Raw genomic sequence first — 24,603 nt, 5'->3', positions numbered from 1 at the left:
TGAATAAATATGTTAGTCATAAGCGCGAACGAACAAAGAAACTTAGTAAATATGAACGAAGTCATTGCATACGCGGCGCTTGCTTTAAAAGAATTTTCCGCAGAAAGAACAATCACGCCAATACGAGGTTCCTTACCATTTGCGAACGAGCAAAATACGGCATTGATTATGCCTTCAGTAGCGGAAGGACTTGAGGCAATCGGTTTAAAAGTAGTAACAGTAGTCCCTGAGAACAAAAAGATAGGAAAGAAAACGATAAACGGGATTGTTATGCTATCTGACTTTCAAACGGGAGAACCGCTCGCACTTTTAGAAGGATTCTACTTAACGATGATTCGAACAGGCGCCCTATCAGGAGTAGCGACAAAACATTTAGCTCGTCATAACGCCAAAACTTTATGTATTATCGGCACTGGTGAACAGGCGAAAGGAATCGCTGAAGCTGTATTTGCGGTGAGAGATATTGAAAAGGTCATTTTATACAATCGAACAGAAGAAAAAGCATATGCATTTGCGCAATATATACAAGAGAAGTTTGGTAAACCGGCTTATGTTAAAACAAATGCAAATGAAGCAATAAGCGAAGCAGACATCATCGTCACAACTACGAATGCATCCACACCAGTCTTCTCAGAAAAACTACAAAAAGGCGTCCACATAAACGCCGTCGGCTCATTCAGGCCAAGCATGCAAGAATTACCATCTCACGCTATCGCGGGTGCTAACAAAGTAGTAGTCGAATCAAAAGAAGCAGCACTAGAAGAGACAGGTGACCTTCAAGTTCCGATACAAGAAGGTCTATTTGAGGCAAGCAACATTCACGCCGAGCTTGGTCAAATTATAAGTGGTGAAAGAGCTGGTAGAGAGAACGACGAAGAGATTACTATTTTCAAATCAGTTGGTTTGGCAGTAGTGGATATTATCGTTGCGAAGTATTTGTATGAGAGAGCGGTGGAGAGTGGGGTGGGGAATAGGATTGATTTTTGAGAGACTGCCTTTTGGTGGTCTTTTTTGCATGGAATTTTGTGAAGTAAGAAAAATTGAATATTAATATTCTAATATTCAATAGAGAGATAAAATATTTAACAATTCATAATAAAATATTATAATTGTATTTAGTAAAATTAACCAATTTATATTTTGCTTATTATGTATTAAAGGGGAAATGAAAATGGCTGGACAAATTCGTATGTCACCAGAGGAGCTTAAATCAAAAGCGACTCAATATGGACAAGGTGCAAATCAAATTGAGGACATTTTAAGTCAATTACAAAACTTACAAAATGAATTAAGAGGAGAATGGGAAGGTCGTGCTTTCGAAGGTTTTGATCAACAGTTCAATGAATTAAAGCCAAAAGTACAAAACTTCGCACAGTTATTACAAGAAATTAATATGCAGCTGAATAAAACTGCAGAGGCTGTTGCTTCTCATGATGAAGAATTATCACGTAATTTCGGTTTGAAATAAAAATTGTCATACTCTATATAACAAGCATTTCAAATGAGCCATACAGCTTATAGTGTATGGCTCATTTGATTGCATACCTAGCAAGTGATATTAATAGGGATATATATTTAATGAGATTTCTTTGATGCGTTTGGAAAACTTATAGAAAGGGTTTGAAAGAATGGGACAATTTCAAAGTAATTTACAAACAGCAACGCAAATTGCTACGAAAATGGGATCAGCCTCTGATAGGATTCAAAGTGCAACCAGTCGTTCTATAACAAAGGCGACGCGTACAACGTTGTCTGTTAATTTCAAATCACAAGAAGCAAATCAGCAAGTTTTAGACTTGACGAAACAATTTTCCGCTGCTTTTCAACAAGCGGTTGATAATATTCATTCGGTAGCTAAAGAATTTGAGAGAATGGATAACGAACTTCACAATACTTTTCGCTAATGTGACAACCTACGTAAAGTAAAATAGTAGGAGGAATATGATGAGTCAAGATATTGAAAAACAAATTAATCAAGTAAATCAAAAGTTACGAAGTGTATTTGAAGAACAGGACCGAAATCAATCTGCGATTCAAGCTCAAGAACAAGCGGAAGCAGATTTTTATGAATGTAGAAGTCGAAATCGTCTTTTGTTTGATCGAATTTTAGGAACTTGGCATGGTGATAGAAAAATGTCTCAGTTTTTTATGAATACATATCAAGAGGCACAACATATTGAACGAAAAGTCACATTTGAATTGGAAAACCAAAAAGCAACGTTGCTTAAAGAAAGACGAGACCTTAATGATTTAGAAAACGCCCTTTCCTATCAACAACAACAATTAGCAAGGGAGGTCAATTCATGAGCTTAAATATGTATTTAGGAGAAGTACAAGGCCAAACTCAAAGCATGAATGCTGTATGTACCGCTACCATTCAAGGTATGGAACAAGCCATTCAGTCAATTGACGCTTTTGCAGTTGATACTGTTATAGCAGTGCAAAATCATTTTTTGTACAAACTTTTCGGCCTCTAGCGCAAGGGATTATTTACTTATGTGAAGAACTAATTCGTCAGAATGATGCTTTTCCAAGTCAATTTCAATCACAAGTCGCTTCTACAGATGTTATTGAACAAGAAATAAGAGAACAAATACAGGAAATCAATCAATCGATTGCAAGTATAGAAATGATGAATGCTGTTACACCAATGCCTGGAATAGATGCACTTGTGGCTGTTTTAGTTGAGATGAGAAAAAAACTTGAAGAAAAACTAGAGCATTTATATGAATTCAATTATACTTCTAGTATTAATTATGATACGGCACTCCAACTAGCCGCTAACATTGCGACGGGTTTAGCGGAAGTCCAAAGTGGAAAAGGTTTTAGTCCCGTAAGTGGTACATTTAGTACACAGGGATTGAATATGGACTGGACGACTTCCATTCAAAAAATGACAGAAGCTAAGGCACGCGAAGCGGATAATTTTGTAAATAACAATTTATCAGATGATAATATCGAAGAAGGTACAATGTATGATACCAACCCTGAAAAATCTACGCTTAGAAAAATTTGGGATGGTATATACGTTGGTTCCGGGGAAGTTATTGGAGGTATTGTAGAAGGGTTTGATTCATTAGATGATACAGTAACAAAAGAAAATATTAAGTATGCTATAGGTCACCCTTTAGAGACGGCATATACTATGTGTAATACTTTTTCGGATTCATTTATGAATGATGTTTGGCATGGTGATTTAGAAAGTGGTACAAAGTGGGGAACAAATATTTTTATGGGATTTGGGTTAGGATGGATTGGGGATAAAGGGATAAGCAGAGTAGGGAGAGTAACTACACTCGGTGGAGGTACGAATCTAGCAAAATTCTCAGAAGGTATCTCGTCTGTTTCGAATCAAATACCATTGAAAGATAGATTTGCTTTTGCTGGTGGAACTACTTTAAAATCTAATATTACAGGCGATACTTTTACACAAGCTAAAGATACTTTTTTATTCTTCGATAAATTCAAATCACACCCTAATTCTGTTTTCTTGAATAATAAAGCTGTTGAACATCTTTTTCATGGAAACTTTAATAGAAATAGAGAACCTGGTGGGTACCATCATGAGAGTATGATGGGAGGCGGAAAAATAAAACCTGGAACTGAGTCACCACCTAATCGTTTTGGTGTATATACTGCTGAAATCGAAGTTAGTGGGGTTCTAAAGGAATCACCATCCACCTTTTTCCCAAAACATTGGGATAGAACTCAAGTAATGGAAGCCATTCATGAGGCTTTTAATAATAAAAGACATCGACATGGCAATGTATATTCTGGTAAGACTTCTGAGGGAATGGAAATTAGATTTGTTCTTATTAATGATAAAATTATAACTGTTTATCCAAAGTACTAAAGATGGTGAGGTACCAAAAATGAAATATGATTATAAAATAACAAAATATGAAGATGTAGATTCTTTAAAAATAGAATTACCTAAAGAAATAGAAATTGTAGCCACATTTTTAGAAGATGATATCCAAGGGATTCCCATTAAATGGTGGTTACAACAAATCGATGAAGTATTAAACAACATAAAAGAATATAATGAATTCCAAGGTAATTTATGTGCGGTTCAAGTGAAAAAAGAAGAAACTCTACTAGTCGATTTATATTCTAACCATGACCCCAATATATGTAAAATAGAAACAACTGAACTTAGAGATTTAATTGAGATATGGGGAGAAGCACAAAAAAATGTATAAAAATAACAATTAAAAAATTAATTTTTATAAAAACATTTAAATTAAGACTCTTCTTAAGCGTGGGCTAGATAGCTCACGCTTTTTATTTTGGGTGACTATAACATTTATTTTTTTAAATTTATAATCATATTATTTGTTAGGGACAAACTTTAGAGGATGGAAAAATGGTAAAAGTAAAAAGCCTACATATTCGGATGATCCGCAAGAAATTCGAAATAAGTTGGTTGGAAAGGAATTCAAATCATTCGATGAATTTAGAGCTGAGTTTTGGAAAACAGTTGCTGATTCGAGCTACGCAAACGAATTTAATCGCATGAACAGGATGAGGATGCTGGAAGGTAAAGCACCTTATACTCCCGGATCAGAGCAGTATGGAGCACATAAAGTGTATGTCTTACACCACAAGCAACCTATTCATCAAGGGGGCGATGTCTATAACCTTGATAACTTAATTATTGTATCTCCTAAGACTCACCAAACCATCTTAGACCCTGCTTATCATTTTGGAAAAAAAGGGTTATAAATTTATAAGGGGTAGATAACATGAACAGTAAAATGACTAAAGATGAGCTTATTAAACTTGTAGAACAAATATGTGATCCTAAATTACCAGATGAGTTGGGTAGTAAGTATATTGATATCTTAAAGGCGAATGTGCCTCACCCAGCTCCGAGTGACCTGATTTTTTGGGATTTTAGAGACTTAACTCCAGAAGAAATAGTAGAGATTGCTTTGAACTACAAAGAAAAAGAAGAGAAATAAAATATTAACGGACAAGCTGCCCCCCTAAAAATGGGCGGCTTTCTTCATTATCTAAGCCAACTTACATAAAAATCACTAGCCGTAATATAGTACTTATGCCCCTTCGAATTATAAACACGATACTGTGGATACCCATTGACATTTACCTTTGCGTCGATTGTAAATCCAAACCCTACGCGTCAACTGTACCAGCAACATCTTTATCCTGCCAAGAAGGAGCATCATAAAAACGTATATTGTTAACTTTCGAAACAACTCGCTTCCCTACAATAGAGAAATCTACTGTACTTTTCTTGTTAAACTTCACATAAGATGGATCGTTCTTAATCCATTGTTCTCCACTAAGATTTAACCAACCATCCTTTTCAGCCAATACAGCATAATATAAATCATTAGCATCAATTTATTACTTTCCCATTAGTATTTTACCTCTACGTTATACTACATTACCTATTTAGAACTATAACAAACACATATGTTGTAAAATACATTTTTTTGAGGATACTTTAACCATTTATTGTTATAATTATATCTGCAATATTTTCTCAGGAGAGTTCCTATAAAGAACAATAGAATAATGGACATACATACTAGGCACTCTCCTTCTTTAATAGGGGGTATTAAAATGAATAATGTTACTTGGATTGGGGTAAATAAAAAAGAAATTACAGATGAACATATTCAACAAGTAGAACAATATTTGGGTGTTAAATTTCCTATTGATTTTATTGAATGTGTGAAAAAATATGATGGTGGTTATCCACGCCCTAAAATATTTGATATACCTAATCAAGATGAAAATGTGTTTAGTAAACTTTTAACTTTTGATTTAGAAAGTGAAAATTCCATTATTCAAGTATATGAATATATAAAAGATAGATTAGTAGATAAGGTATATCCTTTTGGCAAAGATTCGTTTGGAAATCACTTATGCTTTGATTATCGGAATAATTCTCAATCACCAACTATTGTATTTTGGGAACATGAGGAAGAAGAGATAGAAAAAGCAATTTATCCTGTTTGTTCATCTTTGACTGAATTGCTTAATAGCTTACGTGATTATGAAGACGAGGACGAATAATTAATTATGAGTAACAAAAGTAAGACTTATGTGTATTACGCATAAGTCTTTTTAATATTATCTCAAAGTTAAGAAGAAGTTTTTATTGTTTTTATAGTAATTAATATGTACTCTGATTCGTATACAGCATCTAAAATATTACGTGAAGAACTAAAGGATGCAGGGATTGAACCACCCCCATATTCTAATGCAGCACATCATCTAACACCTTGGAACGATAGTAGGGCAGAAAAGGCACAAAAATTATTAAAGGAATTTGAGATAGACCATGATTCGGCGACTAATGGAGTATTTTTACCTTATAAAGTTAATGAATACGTGACTACTGAAGTCTTACACATAGGAAAGCATAGTTCAGAGTACATACTTGAAGTAGAGAGAGTATTAAGTCTTGTTAAGAAACGGGACGGTACTCAAGAAGATGCTGTTGACGCCTTACATGATATAAGAGAACGGTTATTGAATGGTGAATTAAAATTAAATAAACCGAAGAAAGAGTAATCTTATAATAGAAAAATAACAAAGGAGAGTAAAAATGAAAATTTGGGAATTAAAGAGTTCATTTGATGACTATGAATCCTTTCAACTATTGAACTTAGAAGAAGATTCTAAAAAGTATTTTGAAGGAAAAATTGACTCGGCAGTAAAAGCATCTGATTCATGGGGAGAAATACGTATTAAATGTGTAGAAGAAGGAAATCAAAGTGATTTGCCTCATTTTTGGGGAGAAGTTGGTACACCAATGGTTAGTGGGAAAGCTAAAAAATTTTTAGAGTCTATACTTGGTGATAATGTAGAATTTCTTCCCCTAGTTCATGATGTGACGGGAGAAGTGTATTATATAATTAACGTTTTAAATACAATAGATGCTATCGACTATGAGAAAGCTATACTAAAGAAACTACGTTCTGGCTTAGTAATAGATTTCAAAAAATACGCATTCTTACCTAATATCGTTAAGAACCAAACAATATTTAAAGTTTACTTAAATGAAATATTACATATTCCTTCCATTTTTGTATCAGATGAATTTAGAAATACAGTGTTAGAAAGTGATTTAAAAGGTTTTGAATTTATAGAGGTATGGGATTCAGAAGCAAACATGTAAAAGAAAGGTCTAAAATAACTGATAGAAGCTGAAGCAATGGTTTACATTAACTAGACACTTACAAGATGGAGATAGTATTGATATAGATTGGCCTATACCAAAATATAATATTTATCCTAAAGGGGAATAAATTGAGAAAGAAGGTTTTTATATGTGGAAAGATACGCTTTTAGAAGTTGAAAAAACAATGAAAAGTTTTAACCTCAAACTGAATAAACCAGCAAAAGATACTGAAGTTCAAAGATTAAGAGAACGTGTTAAAGAAAGCTTTAATATTGATTTGCCTAATGAGTATGAGGAATTTCTTAGAACTGTAAATGGCTTCGAATTTGATGGTCTGATAATTTATGGAGTTGACCCTTCTTTACTAGAAACAGAAAGAGATGAAACAGTTTATGGACTTTTAGAAAATAATAAGATTTGGTATGAGAATGAGTGGCAACAAGAGTACCTTTTCCTTGGAGATTCAGATATAGCATGGTTTTGTAAAAACATATCTGAAGGTACTTACTTAGAACTTGATAAACCATCTGGTACAGTGATGGAAACATATAATGATTTCAATACAATGCTTGAGGAAGCATTGAAACCAACTCTTCTTTAGTAAGGAGGTAGTAAAAAATATGTTTAACTTTTTGAAAAAATATGTTGTAGCAGACAAGAGTGTTAAATCTAATCAAACACCTATTTTTTATCCTTTACGAAAAGAAGAGATAGCAGAAGCAGTGGATTTGTTGAAAATGCAGTTTCCAAAAGAACTAAAGCGTTTTTATGTGGAAATTGGCTATGGATTTTTAAAGGCTAATAAGACTCTTATTAACAGATTCATGGACCAATTTTCTGTTGTAGATTTTCGTTTAAGACAAGATATTTATGAATATAATCCTAATTTGGACGATGTCGATGATGAAGAATCACTAGTATTTTTTGAAGTATCAGAGATTAGCTTTTTAACAATTAAATTTAAGCAGGAAAATGAATTAGGTCAATGTCCTATATATTATGGCTCAACGAAAATAGCGGATTCTTTAGAAGAATTTTTAATAAAAATGGAAGGAAATCCTGATTATTATATTTAATAGATATCAATTCTCTTTTTTAGAGTGGTGCATTATTGGTTCATCATTTTAAGAAATGTTTTCTAGCTTATGTGATTGCGAAGATAAAGAATAATTAATTATGAGTAACAAAAGTAAGACTTATGTGAATTACGCATAAGTCTTTTTAATATTATCCCCAAGTTAAGAAGATTGAGGGGGAAAATTTTCATGAATCTAGGGGGGCTAGTTTAAAAGACAATTAAATATACCTAGATTTCAACACCCGATTAGTCAAAAAATGGTACCATTAACAGATAGTAATGGTAAAAGGATATTAAATGATAATAAACAGCCTATTATGACTCGAGAATTTACATATGAAGTAAAAGGTCAATCAAGATCATTCAGAGGGTCATAAGTTTGGAGAAGGTGGAGTTGGAGATCATCCACCGCATCATAATGTAAGACCTGAATACAATACACGAACAGGACAGGTAGATGGTATGGAGGATCATTATTATTTTGAGAAGAGAAATAATAAATAGGGAGTATAAAAATGATTGATCAATTTAAATTTTTAAATCCACAAGCGTTAATTAGTATTTTTGGGAAAATACCAAAGTTGGAAGAATCAGAGTTATTAGATGTGCGTCTTAAAAGAGATGGTCCGACTTTAGTTATTCAATTGATGACAAAGTAAAATGTTGAAAACAAGCCAAAGCGATGGAATAAGTGGGATGTAATTTATGTAGAGATATCTTTCTTTACTATTCATAATTTAACAATAAAAGGTTTAGGGACAGAAAATATAATTGATTATTTTGAAATAAATACGATAGAAGAAGAAGGTTTATTAAAAATTAAGTGTAAGAATCAAATGTTAGTTGAGTGCTCGTTTGAATGGGCAAAGGTAGAAGGGGTAACCCCAGGTTTAATAGGATTACCATAATTTTGATGGGAAGTAGATAGTTAATTTTTATAATATTCATATTTTAATATTTTGGGGTTAAATAAGGAATGTATAAAGGACATTTGAAACGTTGATAGTATTGCAAACATATGAAGCGGAAATTACTAAAATTAAGATACCTGATTATATACCTGTATTAGGTGATTATGATAGAAGTGTCAAAGGTGAGATTATAATAGGTGGGTATGGTTATAGATTCCGCAGGAGTTTCATTTAAGTTTGAGAAGGAAGCGAGATAATAGAATGCGAAAATTTTCAAAAATAGTTATATGTGTTGGTGCGTTAATAATGATTATACTGGGCATGATTGTATATGATACATGGAAGGATAGGATTTATTTTTGTTTAGCTGTACTTTTTGTTACCGTACTTTCTTTACTATGGAATATAGTTGCTCATAATATTATGGATAAATTTTGAAAAAAGGAGAATGAATAGCTATGAAACTTTTAATGATTGGAACAATAGCAGGGTGGTTTAATTAACATGAAAAGAAATACAGATTTTAATAAAAAAGTTTTTGAATATTACATGGCTCTTTATGCTGTAAATGATATAAGATCGACTATAATTACTCTTGTGATTGGGATAGCAGATATATTTGTGCTTTTGCCTGCTTTTGCGAATCCTGTTCAACCGATATATATGTACATAATAGTTCCACCAATTGCTTTTTTAAATGTATGGGCAATATGGATTGTTATAAATCCTAGGAAGCGGCAATTACAATACACTCTATTTCGTGGGGTATTTGGCATCGTATGTTCAGTAGGATTATTAGTTATAACCCAAAAGTTTGCATATGGAATGTTAGGATTACAAACTCCAATCTATTTTGTTTTTTCAGTTGGTTTGTATATTTTTGCTTTGAATTATTATTATAAAAATCATATTAAAAAACTTCAGAAACCAATCAAAAAATCAAAATCATCGAAAAAAAACTCTGGTTTCGGAGTAGTGGCGTTTATAGGATTGGGTCAACTCGTTGCTAATATCAGTCTTGGTTTTGCAACGCAAAAGATGGTAGCAATTGTATTAATGTGTGTATATTCCATGCTTTCGTTTATGTTGTTTCATTTCATTATGGAACTCCATAGGTATTATTATTTAAGGAAGCATATAGAAGATGGGGGTAGAACACATGAAACCTTTTAAAGAGGTTTATTGAATTTTAAGTATTGTGATTTATGGAAGGAAACAAAAACTTATGGTTAAAGAACCTGTGATGTATGACTATATTGGCTGTTTTTATCTAGAAGGAGGAAAGCTGATATGCAAGCATTTAAAGTTGGGAAATTAGTCACATTCGTTGCAATTATAATACTTCTTGTAGTTGCTATTTTATCTCCTTACAACTTATTTAAAAAGATTTATTTTATTATTGGTGTTCTTATTATTGGCGCAATTTCACTTGGTGCAAATAAATTCTTTGAACTGATACACAGTAAATTTGATAAGAAATGATATTACTTATGTGATATGGAAATTCCCCTCTAAATCATTAAGGTTTTAGAGGGGAATTTCCATAATATGATTTTACCGGATTACGTGGAACTAAATTAGTTTATCACTATATTGGTGGTGGTCAAGCTGTTGGTGTTCCGCTGCGACTACATCCTGGTTTTGGAGGGATTCATAACGCAGAAAAAGCGATTGGAGCATGGGGGAAAGATGCAGGATATGTAGAAATGCTTCAGAAATGTATTGAACATCATACATTAGGCGGTAAATAAAAAAATGAAAAATGAAATGGAAAATTGTTTTGATAAAATAATTAGAGAGTGGCAAGACTGTAATAATTCATTGCCAAAATCTTTATGGATAGAAGAAGCAGATACTTTTATCTATGAGGGAGAACCAGATACAGAAGGGTACGTATTCTGGAAACCTTTAGAAAAAAATATAATTCATGATTTTTCTAATATAGAAAAAGATTTGGGGATACAATTACATAATTCAATTAAAGAATATTATAATTCTTATTGGTTTTTAGACTTAGGAGGTAATTATTTAGGTTATGATTTTGAATTAAATCCTGTTATACCAGGAATTGAACTGCATGATTTTTATGTATCTTTACAAAGATACCAAGGCGCACATGATAATCAACTGAATAATATTCCTATTGGTATGGAATTTAATGGTTTCTTGGTAGTTGTAGATAATGAAAATGGACAAGTAAAGTTAGAAGATTATGAAAGCGAAAGCTTCGAAGTTATTTGTGATAGTTTAGCAGAATTAATTTTAAATCTTTCATAAGATATATTAAAAAATAAAAAGTAAAAGTTGACTCTTATGAGTCCGCTTTTACTTTTTTAAATATATAGTTTGGATTTATTTTTAAAAATTAGATAAGGAATGTATAAAGGACATCTGAAACATTGATAGTATTGCAAACATATGAAGCGGAAATTACTAAAATTAAGATACCTGATTATATACCTGTATTAGGTGATTATAATATAAGTGTCAAAGGTGAGATTATAATAGGTGGGTATGTTTATAGATTCCGCAGGAGTTTCATTTAAGTTTGAGAAGGAAGCGAGATAATAGAATGCGAAAATTTTCAAAAATAGTTATATGTGTTGGTGCGTTAATAATGATTATACTGGGCATGAGTATACATGATACATGGAAGGATAGAATTTATTTTTCTTTAGCTGTACTTTTTGTCACCGTACTTTCTTTACTATGGAATATAGTTGCTCATAATATTATGGATAAATTTAAAAAAAAGGAGAATAAATAGCTATGAAACTTTTACCGATTGGAACAGTAGCGGGGTGGTTTAATTAATATGAAAAAAAGTATAGATTTTAATAAGAAAGCTTTTGCACATTATATGGCTCTTTATCCTGTAAATGAAATAAGAGTCCACGTAATATAGTAATGACTTGGAAATTATGCGAAATTTATATATATAATATAGATTCCCCAAAGAATGTAACTAACTTGTGTTATGATATACATTGTAAATTCGAAACCAGTGAGCTTTCTTTCTCTTTTTATTTTTCGTAAATACAGATAAAAACAAAAAGTAGATAAAAGCATTAAGAATACAGAAACATTATATATATTCTCTATACTAGTAATAACCGATCAACTCCTCACCTGAAAATTAGTTAGTATAGAATAAGCATATCATATGAAAGTTTAACTTACTTCAAATCTACTTTTTTTCAACAGAATATACTTAATATTTTCATATTTAACAGAAATACTTGTTTAAAAAGATAAAAGATTCTAATTTTAGTTCATTTACTTATAAGATATCAGGCTTATTATTCATGAGGGTTAGGTGCAATATAAGCTGGAGCTGGCCCGCAAGTTACTGCAAAAGCAAATAACATCGCAGGCTTATATGGTAGCCCAAGCAATGAAAGCATTCCCAATGCTCCCCAGTAATCCCCTTTCTTAAGATACGATTTTATTTGATTAAAATATGATTTACTAATACCTAATGCATCCTGCCAACATCTTTCCCAAACATTACTTGAGTACATATTAGATGGAATATCCTCATCTTTAGTTACTTATTTCTAGTCATTAGATTTTAGATATAAAATACTCTGCTTCACATTAATGAAGTGAAAGAATTGAAGATTTTATTATTTCCAAGGGGAATCCCACTGCCGATAATGAAGAGTTGTTTTACCTTTGTAAAAGCATATCGACGTGAGGAATATTATCTTCTAAATATGTTTCCGATATAGCTTGAAAACCAAAGGAACTGTAGAATTTTTTTAAATAATCTTGGGCTTGAATTTTAACAGTTGTTTCTTTTAATTCGTTTTGAATAAAATCTAGCCCTTTTTTTATAAGTTTCTCTGCAATTCTTTGGCCCCTGTATTCTTTCTTTACAAAGACTCTTCCAATAGATATCTCTTGATAGGTAACACCTGCAGGAACAATCCTTAAATAGGCAATGATTTCTCCATTGTCTTCTTTAAAAAGATGATAAGAAAAAGAATCATTACCATCAACTTCTAGATAAGGGCAATTTTGTTCAACCACAAAAACGGAGGTTCTTTCTTTTAAAAGATTGTATAGCTCAGTATTTGTTAACTCGTCAAATTTTTTTAATTTCCAACTCATTAAATTTCACCTCTTGTTTTTTGTTGCATTTGCAATGAAAAATGCATGTATTAAATCTAACCTAACTTTATTGCATTTGCAACAAAAATAATGATGAAGTGTTTTAGCTCCCTTTTATATAATCAATAATTTCTTTTGTTTCCTTTTTTAACAAATTCCCAATCAACTTCTACATTTTTTCTCAGTTTTTGAAGAAGATTAAAAATAATCTCTACTTCCAGTTCAGAAAATCCCTCTAATGCAACCTTATTGGAATGATCATTTTCTCTTTTTATAAAAGGATAAACATTTTTGCCTTTCACTGTTGGAAAAAGCTTTTTAATTTTTTGGTTATGTTCATCATTTTTCTTATTAATAAATCCATTTATTTCTAGTTTTTTTATAGCACGAGCTGCTGTTGTTCGGTCAACTTTTATCATCTCAGCTACCTTTTCTTGAATGATTCCTGGATTTTCACATATTCGGACAAGGTACAAATATTGCCCTTTTGTAAGGTCAAATTCTTTAAATTCAATATTACTTATCGAATCCAAAGCCCTTGCAATCATTCCAATTTCACGAAGAATTTCTTTCATAATTAACTCCCTTAATAGATATTTTTTGTTGCAAATACAATGAAAAGTCTATCTATTAAACGTAACGTATTTTCGTTGTATTTGCAACAAATGATAAAGAGGGTGGGTAAAGTGCAATATGTTTTTTATGTAGTAGGAATTTTAATATTAACCCTTGGTATTTCTTTTACAATACAATCAGATCTTGGAACTTCACCTTTTGATGCACTTTTGGTGGGACTATCCCAAAACGTGGGGCTAACGGTAGGAAGTTGGGAAATCATTCTAGCTTTCCTATTGATTGGTTGTAATTCATGTTTAAAAAGACAAAGACCTGAAGTTTCGGGGGGCTGATATTGAACTACTTTATGCCAGTGACTGAAAAAGTATTAGACCGTGTATTTACACACTCTAGTACAACATCACATTCTGATACAGATAAAAACCATTCAAAATAGGATGGTTTTTGTGGTTCTTATTTCATGAAGAAGCAAGTTAGTGCCGCAAGAACGACTATACTTATAACCGGTTCCTTAACGTACAGGGAATCGGTTAATCTGTGTCTAAATTGTGTCTAAACGTAAAGTTTTGGTGATCCCATGCCCATCAACTTAAAAATTTTATAACACCCCAAAACGAGAAAATTGAACATTTTCACCTGGAGATGCCAATTTTCTCGTTTTGGGGGTATTTGCTTTTCTTAGCTTGATGGTGATGGGGTAGCACCATCAAAATGTTCTTTTTTCTTCAAAGCTTTTATTGCTTCACTTAAATAAATAGTATTCTACATACTAATTGCATTAATTATGAGGTTTAGTGCACTACTTCTTGGAAGTTGATCTTGTAGCGCTCTTTATCGTAATTCACTATGTTTTCCAAAGAAAATGGTGAAAGAAAAGGCGATGAATACATTTACAAAATGACAAAACTGTAAGAATACACGAATGTTTGTAAGAAAGTTCGATGTTTTCCTTTTTCTTTTTTTATTATAGTGAAAAAGAAGAACGAAATATTCTCTTATGTAGGAAAGGAAGATAATAATGATTGATCTATTAAATAAATGGATGTTAGAAAGTACAGGCAATTTTAATATCGTTGTAGGACTTACAGCACTTCTATTTTTGGGTTCAGTAATTGCACTTATTATTATTTACAAAAAAATTGGTAAACCAGATGCAAGAACAAATCCTATTTATTTTAAAATTATTTCTTGTATGTTTACTACTCAAATTCTAATGAATTGCATATTTATTTCTTTAGTTGGTAAAGATATCGAGAATTTCCGTCAAATTTTTATATTATTTGAAGCCTTTGTATTCTTCGTTGGAGCTATTTATTCGTTTAAATTATATAGACAAGAATTTAAATAATTTACTTGCAAGAAACAATAAAAAACAGTAGTGATTTTATACACTACTGTTTTTAGTGTTCATTTTCAAATGTAAACTTTTTATTTTTAGTTAACTGTATATTCTATACATGCTCAGATAACATAACGCATCATTATCGGGATTCAACTTATTTAGAAAACTATTAAAAGTCCTCCAGATTGTTTAACTGGAGGACTTTAGTGTTCACATAATATAACGTTATTGGAAGTTGATTAATATTAGCTTATTTGTCTTATAAGTTAAATCGAGAACAATTAGATCCCAAAATATTTCAGTTCTTTTTGTATGTTATTTAAGGCAAACCTCTTTCGTTCTTTAAAGAAGTTCTTTGGTTCGTTTGAAGATAATCTCCAAAGAAGTCGTGTATCCTGAGGTTGTTAGAGTAAGGGCTTGAACAAATTCCCAACCATCCTCAGCATGTTCGATAATAATACGCTTATAATCTTCTTTGGGTTGCCCTTTCCATCCATCAATTTCGACTTTCACAAATTTGTAATCATACATATTCTCTCCCCCTTTTTTTCCTAATTGTACCATTTGGAAGGAGCGATGTATTGTACTTTTTTGACTGTATACTCTATACACGTTTGGTTAACATAAAGCATCAAATTATCGGTAGAAAAGACAAAGTTTTCCCCTTACTCTCACAAGGGATACGCCTTTGTCTTTTTCTATGATTCTATGCATCTTTTTATACATTCCTATTCTGGTGCGGTTTTATGGCTCTCGTTTGTTACTGAATGAGCCGAAAAACTGTATAAAATCTTGCATACTCTTAGCTTGTTTTTTCTATGGAATGCTGTCGATACCTTTTTAATGCATAAAGAAAAAACACCCTAAGGTGCCTTCCTCTGACTTGAACCACTTTAATTTTAATAATATTTGGACTCCCATCCAAATATTATTTTGTCGAATGAAAATAAAAAAAGAGAGCTTCCGCTTATGTGAAGATCATTTATCTAGTAATTAGCATTTAATAATTATGATAAATACAAGCATTGTAAGGAGGTGTGTACATGAATGGAAAAAATGAGTTTTTGAGTGGAGCAGCGTTTGATCCGAATTTACTGGGTCCTACATTACCACCTATTCCGCCGTTTACTTTGCCTACAGGACCCACTGGTCCAACAGGCCCTACTGGATTAACAGGTGTAACAGGAGCGACAGGCCCAACCGGTCCAACAGGAGAAACAGGTCCGACTGGAGCAACCGGCCCAACCGGTCCAACGGGAGAAACAGGTCCGACTGGAGTAACCGGCCCAACCGGTCCAACGGGAGAAACAGGTCCGACTGGAGCAACCGGCCCAACCGGTCCAACGGGAGAAACAGGTCCGACTGGAGTAACCGGCTCAACAGGTCCCACAGGAGCAACTGAAGGCTGTCTTTGTGATTGCTGTGTTTTCCCTATGCAGAACGTTTTACAACAACTTATTGGACAGACTGTGATTCTTGGCACAATTGCAGATACGCCCAACACGCCACCACTTTTCTTTTTATTTACTATCACGTCTGTGAATGATTTTTTAGTTACAGTTACAGACGGCACCGCAACCTTCGTGGTCAATATTTCTGATGTAACAGGGGTAGGTTTTTTACCGCCAGGACCACCTATAACATTACTTCCACCTGTCGATGTAGGATGTGAGTGTGAATGTCGTGAACGACCAATTAGACAATTATTGGATGCATTTATTGGATCTACAGTAAGTCTTTTAGCAAGTAATGGTTCTATTGCAGCAGATTTTAACGTGGAACAAACAGGACTAGGTATAGTACTAGGTACATTACCTATAAACCCAACTACAACCGTTAGGTTTGCTATTTCAACTTGTAAAATTACAGCTGTGGATATAACTCCTACTGCGACGTAGTTCATTTCTATCAAGAGGTCAGGAAATCTTTGTAGAATTTGCTTCAAACCAAAATGGAAAGTTTGCTTAAGGGTCATTTTTATATACTGCTGGAACGATATTATATTAATAGATTAAGTAAAAATAAGAAGAGAGCCAATCGGCACTCTTCTTGTTTTTGGTGAAATTTCACTTCTTTGTTTTGGAAATGCTTTCTTTTATGATGAAATCAAATAATAGTATATCTAGCGTTTTCAAGTACAATGGAACTACAATCTTGTTGACGTCCATCGTACTGCTCAAAAGCCCATTAGATATCGTTACAAAATGTGAAATTTCTTATCAATTGTAAAAAGAAAATATTAATATATTGCCGTAAAAAAAGACACCCAAAGGTGCCTTCCTGCGACTTGAACCATCTTAATTTTAATAATATGTATTGGACTCCCATCCGAATATTATTTTCCCATGTTATGATAGCTATTGTATCGTCAATTCCAAAATCTCCAAAGAACAATACTTTTTCCCCATACAATGTTTCTCCTTAATTTTACTAGTTTCTTAAATGGATTATAATTAACTATCGTTATATAATGTTATAATTATGTATTTTGTAGTACTGTATATGAATGAATTCATTTAGTTAACATACACTTTGGTTAATAATGAACCAATTCCTTTTGTATTACACGAAATGGTATATAAATACTGATCTTAATGCGTTTTTTCTGGTATCCTATGCTCACCAAGTGGCACCCAAAACTCAAAAAATGTATATTTCGACCTGGAAATGCAAATTTTCTCGTTTTGGTGTATTTGCTTTTCTTAGCTTGATGGGCATGAATAGTGACCCCTATTTTAGGATTCTTTGGCTTTCTAAACGCTAAGGGTGCATGGAAAGAGGCTGGATTTTTGATGATTGTATCTGCAATAGGTTTATTTGTTTGTGTAAATCAAATTATATTTTATCTTATCTTATCTATTCCACGGCTTGGCACTTTTACTTAGTGGACTAAATAATATTTTTTGCAAGAAGTAATACATCAAGAGCAAAAAATTATTAATTAAGGAGTGGTAAGTGTGAAATATTTTGTATTTGAAGATGATGAATTAATAGGGGGATGGAATTTTAGAAAGGTTTTCTCCTGGCTTAGTAGAGGTACCAAATGAGGGAATTGTGACGGAAAACATATAAAATGTTATAATATCATTTGGAATATATAACCTTTTGATTCTAGGAAACAAAAAATCTACTAATTGTTATATCGCAAAGAGAGAAAGGAAATAAATATGTTTATAAAAAAAGTAATAAGTAGGGGGCGCGTTCAGAGTTTACTCATTCCTATTTTGTTTCTGGCACTTATTATATCTGCTTCTAGCGTAGAAGCATCAGAACAACAAGCCATAAATAAAAAACGTGAACTACGTGCCGTTTGGATTTCAACTGTGTTCAATATCGATTGGCCAGTGAAAGGTGCAAGCGCTGATGAACAAAAGAAACAGTTTATTAACATCTTAGATGATGTTAAATCAATGGGGATGAATGCTGTTGTTGTACAAGTAAGGCCAACTGGTGATGCATTTTATCCATCAAAACATAGCCCATGGTCAGAGTATTTAACAGGTACACAAGGAAAAGACCCAGGCTATGACCCACTAGCATTTATGGTAGAAGAAGCGCATAAGCGCAATCTAGAATTCCACGCATGGTTGAACCCATATCGCATTACAACAAGTCACCAAGATGTAAACAAACTAGCTGTAAATCACCCAGCTAAACAACATCCTGATTGGGTTGTTAAACACGGCAAGCAACTGCTCTATAACCCTGGCATCCCAGCTGTTCGAGACTATATTAAAAATAGCACTCTCGAAATTGTCCAAAACTATGATGTAGACGCGATTCATATGGATGATTATTTCTATCCATACGCAGATGCGGAAAATTTCAAGGATGAAACAACTTACGAAACATACGGGAAAGGTGAAAATAAAGACGATTGGAGACGTGAGAATGTCAACACACTTGTTCGCGATTTATCAACAAGTATTAAACAAACAAAATCTCACGTGAAATTCGGAATTAGCCCATTCGGTATTTGGAGAAACAAACATAATGACACACAAGGTTCTGAGACAAATGGCTTATCCGCTTACGACAACATCTATGCTGACTCAAGATTATGGGTGCATAAAGAATGGGTGGACTATTTAACACCTCAAGTTTATTGGAGCATAGGCTATAATGCCGCAAACTATGACGTAATAACAAAATGGTGGAACAACGAAGCACAAGGAAAGAACATACACCTATACATTGGACAAGCTGCTTACAAGATTAATAACGATTCGGACAAGGCCTGGGAGAACCCGGCTGAGACAAACAATCAATTGGCTCTTAACTCAACACTTCAAAATGTAAAAGGAAGTATGTTCTTTAGTTACCGCAATTTAAAGACAAATATATTAGGTATCAAAGATCAATTACGAGCAAATGCGTACAAATACCCAGCATTAATTCCAACTATGCCCTGGTTAGATAACTCTGCGCCAAGTAAGCCTTCTATACATTCTGTGACAGACGGCTCTAACGGTGCAACAATCTCATGGAATAACAATGCTGGTAATGACGCGGCCTATTTCGTTATCTATCGTTTTAACAGAGGACAACTAATCGACGGAAACAACTCATCTGTGATTGTCACAACAATTCGTAACAACGGTTCAAAGGTACTATCATATGTAGACAAGGCAGTAACGAATAGTAGTGACTACACATACGCAGTTTCAGCAGTAGACCGCCTTCATAACGAAAGTGACCTAGTTCCGGCTTCTACGCCTGAACCTGAACCTGAACCAAAAACGCAATTTAAAGATGTATCTACTAACCACTGGGCTTTGACTTATATTAATTTTCTAGCTGAAAAGAAAATTATTTCAGGTTTCCCAGACGGGACATTCAAACCAGAAGACAGACTCACTCGTTTACAAGCTATTTTTATGATTTTGAACGAAAAAGGTATTAAAGATGTATCTAATGTATCCAATCCTAATTTTATCGACGTAAATCCTAGTACTTATGGGTACAAAGAAATTGCAAAAGCAGTTGAATTAGGTATTGTTACAGGCAAAGTAAACGACAGCGGCCAAAAATATTTCGATCCAAATGGCGTGTTAACCCGTGCTGAAATGGCAACTATTTTAACTCGTAACTATAATTTAAATGGGACACACAGCGAAGAATTTTCAGATGTTCCAAAAGATTATTGGGCACATCCGTACATTCAATCATTAGCCAAAAATGGTATTGCGGTTGGATATGGCAATGGAATGTTCGGACCAGGGGATCCGTTAAAACGAGAACAGTTTGCGACTATGATGGCGAGAACGATAAATAAGGAATTACGTTAACATTTTAACGCCAAATATATTTTGAATAAAAAAGGTTCTTCACCAGAAGGTGTGATTAGAATTTTATCACAATCATTCTCCTCAGTAATTATTGATATTAAAAGTATAATAAAGTAAGTGCTAATAATATTGTATAAACAATTTATAAATTTTTGTTAAAGAATCCTTGATGAACAAGGATTCTTTTTTGTTACAAATCCACAATTGGGGTACTGCCACATGCCCATCACCCTAAGAAAAACAATACCCCAAAACGAGAAAATTGACATCTCCAGATGAAAATGTACAATTTTTTTGATTTGGGGATGCTTCAAAATATTAGCTTGATAGCAATGGGGTAGTACCCCTAAAATGTGAATTTACAATATTAATTTGTTTCTAGTCTTAAAAATGAATAACTTTAACATCGATAAGGATTTTGAGATAAGCCATACGAGATACTTGTAAGCCTTAGCTGAAGTGTAAAATTAATTAAATATCTATCAATAGAATAAATCATATTGATAGATATTTAACATTGTAAATCTGCAAGTTCTTGATGTTATTTCAGTTAAAAAAACTTCAGGAACCAATCAAAAAATCAAAGTCATCGAAAAAAACTCTGGTTTCGGAGTAGTGGTTTTTATAGGGTTGGGTCAACTCGTTGCTAATATCAGTCTTGGTTTTGCAACACAAAAGACAGTAGCAATTGTATTAATGTGTGTATACTCAATGCTTTCGTTTATGTTGTTTCATTTTATTATGGAACTTCATAGGTATTATTATTTAAGGAAGCATATAGAAGATGGAGGGAAAATACGTATAGGCTTTTAAAGAGAATTTGTTGCATTTCAAGTATATAATCGCATTCTTCTTATGGAAGCCATTCACGAGACTTATAGTAATAAAAGATGTATAAGTGGAAGATTATATTCTGGTAAAACATCTGAAGGAATGGAAATTAGGTTTGTTCTTATTAATGATAAGATTATAACTGTTTATCCAATGTATTAAAGAATGTGAGGTACTCAAAAATGAAAGTAACTACTCAGCCCATAGTTAAAAATGCAAGACAATATAGAGGTAATTGCTAAGAAGCACTCCCCCTAAGTTTCAGATGAAATTAAATGATTGAATATTTATATTTAAATAATCGACTATTTATGCTTTAATATTTCTATGTACACAACTGGGATAATTAGGGATTTATATTTAATATGTTTTAAGAAAGGGGAATGTTTTTTATATGGAAACTCCAGAAAATCAATTTAAACGTGCACTTAATCCTTGGTTCTCCATTTGGACAAAACCACGTGATACAATGAAAGAAATTTTTATATCCAAACCTAAGAATGTGTTTTTACTCATTTTATTAGGCTCATTCGTACAGACTTTAGATCGAGCATCTTCTAAAAATATGGCGGATTCAATAAGTAGTCCATTTTCACTAATCTCAATAGTTATATTCGGTACCTTCGTTGCTTTCTTAATTTATTATTTTTTGCTACCAGCGTTATTTAATTGGGTGGCAAAAAAACTTGGTGGACAAGGTACCTTTGAAAAAACACGTTACTCAGTTGCCTATTCTTATATCCCTTACGTTTATTCTCTTATATTAGTTTGGGTGCCTTCATTTTTCTTGTTTGGGATAGAAAACTTTACGAGTGAGACACCGAAAATGGAGAGTAGCATAACTTTAACGATTGTGTTTCTTATTTTTGCCATAATTGATATAGTTATTGGAATTTGGACAATCATTATTTCCTTAAAATGTTTAGGAGAAGCACACCAATTTTCAGCATGGAAAGCATTATTAACAATAATAGTGTCCTTTATGATTATTATTCTTCCTTTGGTAATAATAGTATTTCTTATAGTAGGGGTTACAACCCTTTAATAATTTATTTGCTTCTTATTTATCCAAACGTTTTCTACTTGCTGTTAGTAAGTGTTACAGGATGAACAACCACATGATTCGGATGTTCCACTTGGCGAAGCGTATAACCTTTATGATCAAATTGATCGCCCGTTTTACGGCCTGTTTTTTTATTATCGGTGTTAACAGGAATTTGTGAAGGCAAACTTGAAAATCAAAATATTAAACCATTAAAACCTTAGGGGAGCTGGGTAGATTGTCTTTGTTTGTCCCTTATTTTCCAATTGGAGAATAAGGGACAAATTTTTATGGAGGAGTAAATGCAGCCTTTGTTACCATTCCCGCCATTCTTCTGTTATATCTTCTTCGGATTCTAAGCCAGCTATTCGTGCTGCTGTATCGATAAATCCATAGAGATCTTCTCTTTCCATTGTTTCGATAAAATGGTCATGTTCGATATTTAGTTCATTTATTTTAATAACTACCTCTTTAACAACTTGCATTACTTCGACTTCGGTTGGATTCTCACCTAATTGCTGTAAATGGTTAATGTAAGTGTCAAGAACCTTATTTGTTGCACTTATATTTTCTTCAGTGAAAAATTCCCCATCTTCATCATACTCAACCCATGAGGCTGTTGGTTTGTTTTTTTTCAATTCATCAAATGTCATGATAACCTCCTAAAAGTGTTTTTTATCTTTAATCCCATTCTACATTTTTGATCATATATAACAATCATTTTAGAGGGATTTCTTTTAGGTTGCTAGTTTCTATTACCTTTAATGCCTCGGAATTTTTCATACCTAGTAAGCTCCATATATTTGATATATATAATGCTACCATGAATCAACTTTCTATTTTCCACTCTGTGTATCATATGGAGAGGGAAATTAAGTTTTAGTTGATATGTTTCAAAAACATTGAGCATGGTTAGAGATTTTGAGGTTGTTTGATTACGAGATATATGTAATTTTCACGTTATTTTTGTTTATTTTTGTCCACTTCAAGTAACATTTCAGCTGCTTGATTCATTGTTTTTATTATAAAATCAAACGTTTCACTAGCTTGGCGAACTTTAGCAGGGTCTTCGCTTAATAAACCTTCTGTTAGTAAGTCTATAAATTTGTCTATTTTTGGTGGTACTTCTTCCACTTTTGCTTGCACTTCATTATATTCTTCACTTGGATTATAACTTCTCAGTTCGTTCGCGATACCTTTTAGAGTTGCTTCATTTTCAATAATTGTCATCGCCCTATCTGAAGATGGAAGGTTTTCATTTCCACTGATAAAATTGGTGGAGAAGCAAAAGGTGCATTGATAGATGCTGGTTTTAAAGCAGGAGATTTTACAATTCATGAACAGTTGTTAAGGGCTGAAGTTAAAGCTCAATTTGGTGGAGGTATAGGTGGAGAAGCAAAGATTGCTGGTACTTTTAATGACATTGGTGTAGATCATGATTCTGGAACATTACATGTTAAATTGGGAGATGCTGAGGCTAGTGTTTTCGCTAAAGATGGTTATTATGGTTTTGGTGCAAAGGCTGATTTAGCTAAGGTTGAGGGAGAAGTTAAACTAGAGTTGCCTTTTACTGATTGGAAATTAGTTGTTGGTGGGGATGTAGCTTAGGGTAGTATAGGTGGAGAGGCCAAATTTGGATTGAAAAATGAATTCAGTGTTGGTCTTGGTATTGGTTTAGGAATAAAACTTGGAGTAGAAAAGTAGAGAAAAGGGTTAGGATGTTATAATTTATAAGGGGGGAAGTTTTTTGCTTTCATTGCAGGTGTTTAAAAAGCTTTTAATTATTTTCGGTCTTATTGCTGTTCCTTCTAGTTTATTAGCTCTTTGGTTTGGAGCAGATGCTACTTTTAAAGAGAAAATGATATTATCTCTAATTTTTGGAATAGTGATGCCATTAGCCTTTTTTATTTTTTATAAAATTACATCTTTATTTTTAAAATAATGATTAGTTTATTTAGGCGGAGTTTTGTATGGGAAATATACATATACCAAAATTACCAATTGGAGGCGAATTATTACCAATTGGTTCTGTAGTTCTTATAGAAGAAATTAATCAACCTCTTATGATTTATGGAAGAAAGCAACAACAAGCTGATAATAAATTATGGGATTATGTTTCTTGTCCATATCCTCATGGTAATTTATCAAAAGAATATAATGTGTTTTTTAATCATAATCAAATAATTCATTTATTATTTAAGGGTTTCGAAACAGAGGATGAATTAGAATTAAGAAGTAAATTATCTGAGTTTTAGTGGAAATGGAG

28 protein-coding genes and 9 pseudogenes are annotated in these 24,603 nt (G+C 32.8%); 29 read left to right on the top strand and 8 right to left on the bottom strand.

Translation table 11 applies throughout. From position 1 onward, the window contains the following. The first annotated feature begins 9 nt into the window (after window positions 1-9). The 8 genes and pseudogenes from QCI44_RS23665 to QCI44_RS23630 all read left to right on the top strand — a co-directional run bounded on the left by QCI44_RS23665 (window position 10) and on the right by QCI44_RS23630 (window position 4,964). Entirely contained in the window at window positions 10-987 is a 978-nt protein-coding gene (locus QCI44_RS23665; protein ID WP_353811466.1) for an ornithine cyclodeaminase family protein, read from the top strand. A 184-nt stretch (window positions 988-1,171) separates the two neighbouring features. Beyond that, window positions 1,172-1,468 carry a WXG100 family type VII secretion target gene (locus QCI44_RS23660; protein WP_098412904.1) on the top strand — a complete coding sequence of 99 codons (297 nt, stop codon included), beginning with the start codon at window positions 1,172-1,174 and terminating at the stop codon, window positions 1,466-1,468. Between the two features lie 160 nt (window positions 1,469-1,628). Further along, window positions 1,629-1,904: a TIGR04197 family type VII secretion effector gene (locus tag QCI44_RS23655; protein WP_064472781.1), complete on the top strand. Its 276-nt coding sequence runs from the start codon at window positions 1,629-1,631 to the stop codon at window positions 1,902-1,904. Window positions 1,905-1,944: 40 nt separating this feature from the next. Then, window positions 1,945-2,307, top strand: a complete 363-nt coding sequence (locus QCI44_RS23650) for a DUF3958 family protein (protein ID WP_353811465.1) — start codon at window positions 1,945-1,947, stop codon at window positions 2,305-2,307. Next, window positions 2,304-3,853 (top strand): annotated as a pseudogene (locus QCI44_RS23645) (EndoU domain-containing protein). Before QCI44_RS23650 ends, QCI44_RS23645 begins: the two are co-directional and overlap by 4 nt. Before the next feature lie 19 nt (window positions 3,854-3,872). Further along, a complete protein-coding gene (locus tag QCI44_RS23640) occupies window positions 3,873-4,202 on the top strand; it encodes a hypothetical protein (RefSeq protein WP_000872945.1) in 330 nt (109 codons plus the stop codon). A gap of 166 nt (window positions 4,203-4,368) precedes the next feature. Then, a pseudogene (locus QCI44_RS23635) lies at window positions 4,369-4,725 on the top strand (T7SS effector LXG polymorphic toxin); the annotation flags it as partial. A gap of 20 nt (window positions 4,726-4,745) precedes the next feature. After that, window positions 4,746-4,964: a bacteriocin immunity protein gene (locus QCI44_RS23630; protein WP_003193833.1), complete on the top strand. Its 219-nt coding sequence runs from the start codon at window positions 4,746-4,748 to the stop codon at window positions 4,962-4,964. A 47-nt stretch (window positions 4,965-5,011) separates the two neighbouring features. Here the strand turns inward: QCI44_RS23630 and QCI44_RS23625 are convergent. Further along, window positions 5,012-5,346, bottom strand: a pseudogene (locus tag QCI44_RS23625) (thioredoxin domain-containing protein); the annotation flags it as partial. 243 nt (window positions 5,347-5,589) lie between these two features. Here QCI44_RS23625 and QCI44_RS23620 point away from each other — a divergent pair. From QCI44_RS23620 to QCI44_RS23565, 12 genes and pseudogenes are all read left to right on the top strand, one after another. Then, complete coding sequence (locus QCI44_RS23620) at window positions 5,590-6,045, top strand: SMI1/KNR4 family protein (RefSeq protein ID WP_353811464.1); 456 nt, start codon at window positions 5,590-5,592, stop codon at window positions 6,043-6,045. A gap of 105 nt (window positions 6,046-6,150) precedes the next feature. Then, window positions 6,151-6,546 (top strand): AHH domain-containing protein, encoded by a 396-nt coding sequence (locus QCI44_RS23615; RefSeq protein ID WP_098412901.1) that lies wholly within the window; start codon window positions 6,151-6,153, stop codon window positions 6,544-6,546. A 34-nt stretch (window positions 6,547-6,580) separates the two neighbouring features. Beyond that, the gene (locus QCI44_RS23610; protein WP_098412900.1) at window positions 6,581-7,153 is read left to right on the top strand and encodes an imm11 family protein; all 573 of its coding nucleotides are present in this window, start codon (window positions 6,581-6,583) and stop codon (window positions 7,151-7,153) included. Window positions 7,154-7,304: 151 nt separating this feature from the next. After that, the gene (locus tag QCI44_RS23605; protein ID WP_000265347.1) at window positions 7,305-7,757 is read left to right on the top strand and encodes a YrhA family protein; all 453 of its coding nucleotides are present in this window, start codon (window positions 7,305-7,307) and stop codon (window positions 7,755-7,757) included. Window positions 7,758-7,776: 19 nt separating this feature from the next. Then, window positions 7,777-8,232 (top strand): SMI1/KNR4 family protein, encoded by a 456-nt coding sequence (locus QCI44_RS23600; RefSeq protein ID WP_098412899.1) that lies wholly within the window; start codon window positions 7,777-7,779, stop codon window positions 8,230-8,232. 416 nt (window positions 8,233-8,648) lie between these two features. Next, a pseudogene (locus tag QCI44_RS23595) lies at window positions 8,649-8,738 on the top strand (HNH/endonuclease VII fold putative polymorphic toxin); the annotation flags it as partial. 11 nt (window positions 8,739-8,749) lie between these two features. Further along, window positions 8,750-9,142: pseudogene (locus QCI44_RS23590) on the top strand (immunity 50 family protein). 507 nt (window positions 9,143-9,649) lie between these two features. Beyond that, a complete protein-coding gene (locus QCI44_RS23585; protein ID WP_098412897.1) occupies window positions 9,650-10,318 on the top strand; it encodes a hypothetical protein in 669 nt (222 codons plus the stop codon). Window positions 10,319-10,331: 13 nt separating this feature from the next. Further along, window positions 10,332-10,424, top strand: a pseudogene (locus QCI44_RS23580) (DUF4176 domain-containing protein); the annotation flags it as partial. An 11-nt stretch (window positions 10,425-10,435) separates the two neighbouring features. Next, window positions 10,436-10,627: a hypothetical protein gene (locus tag QCI44_RS23575; RefSeq protein WP_001147551.1), complete on the top strand. Its 192-nt coding sequence runs from the start codon at window positions 10,436-10,438 to the stop codon at window positions 10,625-10,627. 110 nt (window positions 10,628-10,737) lie between these two features. Further along, a complete protein-coding gene (locus tag QCI44_RS23570) occupies window positions 10,738-10,896 on the top strand; it encodes a hypothetical protein (RefSeq protein WP_346724763.1) in 159 nt (52 codons plus the stop codon). A gap of 4 nt (window positions 10,897-10,900) precedes the next feature. Further along, window positions 10,901-11,422, top strand: a complete 522-nt coding sequence (locus tag QCI44_RS23565) for a SecY-interacting protein Syd (RefSeq protein WP_098412896.1) — start codon at window positions 10,901-10,903, stop codon at window positions 11,420-11,422. Window positions 11,423-12,444: 1,022 nt separating this feature from the next. Here the strand turns inward: QCI44_RS23565 and QCI44_RS23560 are convergent. The 3 genes from QCI44_RS23560 to QCI44_RS23550 all read right to left on the bottom strand — a co-directional run bounded on the left by QCI44_RS23560 (window position 12,445) and on the right by QCI44_RS23550 (window position 13,833). Further along, the gene (locus QCI44_RS23560) at window positions 12,445-12,666 is read right to left on the bottom strand and encodes a hypothetical protein (protein WP_016089120.1); all 222 of its coding nucleotides are present in this window, start codon (window positions 12,664-12,666) and stop codon (window positions 12,445-12,447) included. Window positions 12,667-12,814: 148 nt separating this feature from the next. Further along, complete coding sequence (locus tag QCI44_RS23555; protein WP_016089119.1) at window positions 12,815-13,258, bottom strand: GNAT family N-acetyltransferase; 444 nt, start codon at window positions 13,256-13,258, stop codon at window positions 12,815-12,817. A 122-nt stretch (window positions 13,259-13,380) separates the two neighbouring features. Then, entirely contained in the window at window positions 13,381-13,833 is a 453-nt protein-coding gene (locus tag QCI44_RS23550) for a MarR family winged helix-turn-helix transcriptional regulator (RefSeq protein WP_098412895.1), read from the bottom strand. A 111-nt stretch (window positions 13,834-13,944) separates the two neighbouring features. Here QCI44_RS23550 and QCI44_RS23545 point away from each other — a divergent pair. After that, a pseudogene (locus QCI44_RS23545) lies at window positions 13,945-14,160 on the top strand (DUF6198 family protein); the annotation flags it as partial. A gap of 439 nt (window positions 14,161-14,599) precedes the next feature. On the opposite strand, the pseudogene QCI44_RS23540 reads toward QCI44_RS23545, so the two are convergent. After that, window positions 14,600-14,713: pseudogene (locus QCI44_RS23540) on the bottom strand (transposase); the annotation flags it as partial. A 139-nt stretch (window positions 14,714-14,852) separates the two neighbouring features. Between QCI44_RS23540 and QCI44_RS23535 the strand changes: the two are divergent. After that, window positions 14,853-15,182 carry a hypothetical protein gene (locus QCI44_RS23535; RefSeq protein ID WP_016089116.1) on the top strand — a complete coding sequence of 110 codons (330 nt, stop codon included), beginning with the start codon at window positions 14,853-14,855 and terminating at the stop codon, window positions 15,180-15,182. A 336-nt stretch (window positions 15,183-15,518) separates the two neighbouring features. On the opposite strand, the gene QCI44_RS23530 is transcribed toward QCI44_RS23535, so the two are convergent. Further along, complete coding sequence (locus QCI44_RS23530; protein ID WP_016133748.1) at window positions 15,519-15,707, bottom strand: DUF4177 domain-containing protein; 189 nt, start codon at window positions 15,705-15,707, stop codon at window positions 15,519-15,521. A 512-nt stretch (window positions 15,708-16,219) separates the two neighbouring features. Between QCI44_RS23530 and QCI44_RS23525 the strand changes: the two genes are divergently transcribed. The 4 genes and pseudogenes from QCI44_RS23525 to QCI44_RS23510 all read left to right on the top strand — a co-directional run bounded on the left by QCI44_RS23525 (window position 16,220) and on the right by QCI44_RS23510 (window position 22,340). Next, window positions 16,220-17,074, top strand: a complete 855-nt coding sequence (locus QCI44_RS23525; protein WP_199641912.1) for an exosporium leader peptide-containing protein — start codon at window positions 16,220-16,222, stop codon at window positions 17,072-17,074. 1,269 nt (window positions 17,075-18,343) lie between these two features. Continuing rightward, entirely contained in the window at window positions 18,344-20,464 is a 2,121-nt protein-coding gene (locus tag QCI44_RS23520) for a family 10 glycosylhydrolase (protein WP_116363251.1), read from the top strand. A 550-nt stretch (window positions 20,465-21,014) separates the two neighbouring features. Then, window positions 21,015-21,277 (top strand): annotated as a pseudogene (locus QCI44_RS23515) (hypothetical protein); the annotation flags it as partial. Between the two features lie 412 nt (window positions 21,278-21,689). Beyond that, the gene (locus QCI44_RS23510) at window positions 21,690-22,340 is read left to right on the top strand and encodes a Yip1 family protein (protein WP_016133755.1); all 651 of its coding nucleotides are present in this window, start codon (window positions 21,690-21,692) and stop codon (window positions 22,338-22,340) included. Between the two features lie 311 nt (window positions 22,341-22,651). Here QCI44_RS23510 and QCI44_RS23505 read toward each other — a convergent pair whose 3' ends face one another. Further along, entirely contained in the window at window positions 22,652-22,990 is a 339-nt protein-coding gene (locus QCI44_RS23505; RefSeq protein ID WP_016133756.1) for a hypothetical protein, read from the bottom strand. Window positions 22,991-23,297: 307 nt separating this feature from the next. After that, on the bottom strand, window positions 23,298-23,567 hold the full coding sequence (locus QCI44_RS23500; RefSeq protein ID WP_016133757.1) for a hypothetical protein: 270 nt from the start codon (window positions 23,565-23,567) through the stop codon (window positions 23,298-23,300). Window positions 23,568-23,633: 66 nt separating this feature from the next. Between QCI44_RS23500 and QCI44_RS23495 the strand changes: the two genes are divergently transcribed. From QCI44_RS23495 to QCI44_RS23485, 3 genes are all read left to right on the top strand, one after another. Then, window positions 23,634-23,945 (top strand): hypothetical protein, encoded by a 312-nt coding sequence (locus QCI44_RS23495; RefSeq protein ID WP_016133758.1) that lies wholly within the window; start codon window positions 23,634-23,636, stop codon window positions 23,943-23,945. 139 nt (window positions 23,946-24,084) lie between these two features. Beyond that, window positions 24,085-24,279, top strand: coding sequence for a hypothetical protein (locus tag QCI44_RS23490; protein WP_016133759.1), 195 nt, complete (start codon window positions 24,085-24,087; stop codon window positions 24,277-24,279). A gap of 28 nt (window positions 24,280-24,307) precedes the next feature. Beyond that, window positions 24,308-24,592, top strand: a complete 285-nt coding sequence (locus QCI44_RS23485; RefSeq protein ID WP_016133760.1) for a DUF4176 domain-containing protein — start codon at window positions 24,308-24,310, stop codon at window positions 24,590-24,592. Window positions 24,593-24,603 lie beyond the last annotated feature (11 nt).

This window comes from Bacillus cereus group sp. RP37, from assembly GCF_040459695.1.
GTDB lineage: Bacteria > Bacillota > Bacilli > Bacillales > Bacillaceae_G > Bacillus_A.
Note: the sequence above shows the minus strand (reverse complement) of the source record. Positions and strands in the feature narration are given on the sequence as shown.

Excerpts from the sequence above, each read along its gene's own strand:
- QCI44_RS23650 (WP_353811465.1), top strand. The coding sequence starts at position 1,945 with ATGAGTCAAGATATTGAAAAACAAATTAATCAAGTAAATCAAAAGTTA.
- QCI44_RS23615 (WP_098412901.1), top strand. The coding sequence starts at position 6,151 with ATGTACTCTGATTCGTATACAGCATCTAAAATATTACGTGAAGAACTA.
- QCI44_RS23640 (WP_000872945.1), top strand. The coding sequence starts at position 3,873 with ATGAAATATGATTATAAAATAACAAAATATGAAGATGTAGATTCTTTA.
- QCI44_RS23575 (WP_001147551.1), top strand. The coding sequence starts at position 10,436 with ATGCAAGCATTTAAAGTTGGGAAATTAGTCACATTCGTTGCAATTATA.
- QCI44_RS23505 (WP_016133756.1), bottom strand. The coding sequence starts at position 22,990 with ATGACATTTGATGAATTGAAAAAAAACAAACCAACAGCCTCATGGGTT.
- QCI44_RS23560 (WP_016089120.1), bottom strand. The coding sequence starts at position 12,666 with ATGTACTCAAGTAATGTTTGGGAAAGATGTTGGCAGGATGCATTAGGT.
- QCI44_RS23585 (WP_098412897.1), top strand. The coding sequence starts at position 9,650 with ATGAAAAGAAATACAGATTTTAATAAAAAAGTTTTTGAATATTACATG.
- QCI44_RS23660 (WP_098412904.1), top strand. The coding sequence starts at position 1,172 with ATGGCTGGACAAATTCGTATGTCACCAGAGGAGCTTAAATCAAAAGCG.
- QCI44_RS23565 (WP_098412896.1), top strand. The coding sequence starts at position 10,901 with ATGAAAAATGAAATGGAAAATTGTTTTGATAAAATAATTAGAGAGTGG.
- QCI44_RS23550 (WP_098412895.1), bottom strand. The coding sequence starts at position 13,833 with ATGAAAGAAATTCTTCGTGAAATTGGAATGATTGCAAGGGCTTTGGAT.
- QCI44_RS23665 (WP_353811466.1), top strand. The coding sequence starts at position 10 with ATGTTAGTCATAAGCGCGAACGAACAAAGAAACTTAGTAAATATGAAC.
- QCI44_RS23610 (WP_098412900.1), top strand. The coding sequence starts at position 6,581 with ATGAAAATTTGGGAATTAAAGAGTTCATTTGATGACTATGAATCCTTT.
- QCI44_RS23605 (WP_000265347.1), top strand. The coding sequence starts at position 7,305 with ATGTGGAAAGATACGCTTTTAGAAGTTGAAAAAACAATGAAAAGTTTT.
- QCI44_RS23500 (WP_016133757.1), bottom strand. The coding sequence starts at position 23,567 with ATGACAATTATTGAAAATGAAGCAACTCTAAAAGGTATCGCGAACGAA.
- QCI44_RS23510 (WP_016133755.1), top strand. The coding sequence starts at position 21,690 with ATGGAAACTCCAGAAAATCAATTTAAACGTGCACTTAATCCTTGGTTC.
- QCI44_RS23620 (WP_353811464.1), top strand. The coding sequence starts at position 5,590 with ATGAATAATGTTACTTGGATTGGGGTAAATAAAAAAGAAATTACAGAT.
- QCI44_RS23630 (WP_003193833.1), top strand. The coding sequence starts at position 4,746 with ATGAACAGTAAAATGACTAAAGATGAGCTTATTAAACTTGTAGAACAA.
- QCI44_RS23525 (WP_199641912.1), top strand. The coding sequence starts at position 16,220 with ATGAATGGAAAAAATGAGTTTTTGAGTGGAGCAGCGTTTGATCCGAAT.
- QCI44_RS23600 (WP_098412899.1), top strand. The coding sequence starts at position 7,777 with ATGTTTAACTTTTTGAAAAAATATGTTGTAGCAGACAAGAGTGTTAAA.
- QCI44_RS23485 (WP_016133760.1), top strand. The coding sequence starts at position 24,308 with ATGGGAAATATACATATACCAAAATTACCAATTGGAGGCGAATTATTA.
- QCI44_RS23520 (WP_116363251.1), top strand. The coding sequence starts at position 18,344 with ATGTTTATAAAAAAAGTAATAAGTAGGGGGCGCGTTCAGAGTTTACTC.
- QCI44_RS23530 (WP_016133748.1), bottom strand. The coding sequence starts at position 15,707 with ATGTATGATTACAAATTTGTGAAAGTCGAAATTGATGGATGGAAAGGG.
- QCI44_RS23535 (WP_016089116.1), top strand. The coding sequence starts at position 14,853 with ATGATTGATCTATTAAATAAATGGATGTTAGAAAGTACAGGCAATTTT.
- QCI44_RS23555 (WP_016089119.1), bottom strand. The coding sequence starts at position 13,258 with ATGAGTTGGAAATTAAAAAAATTTGACGAGTTAACAAATACTGAGCTA.
- QCI44_RS23655 (WP_064472781.1), top strand. The coding sequence starts at position 1,629 with ATGGGACAATTTCAAAGTAATTTACAAACAGCAACGCAAATTGCTACG.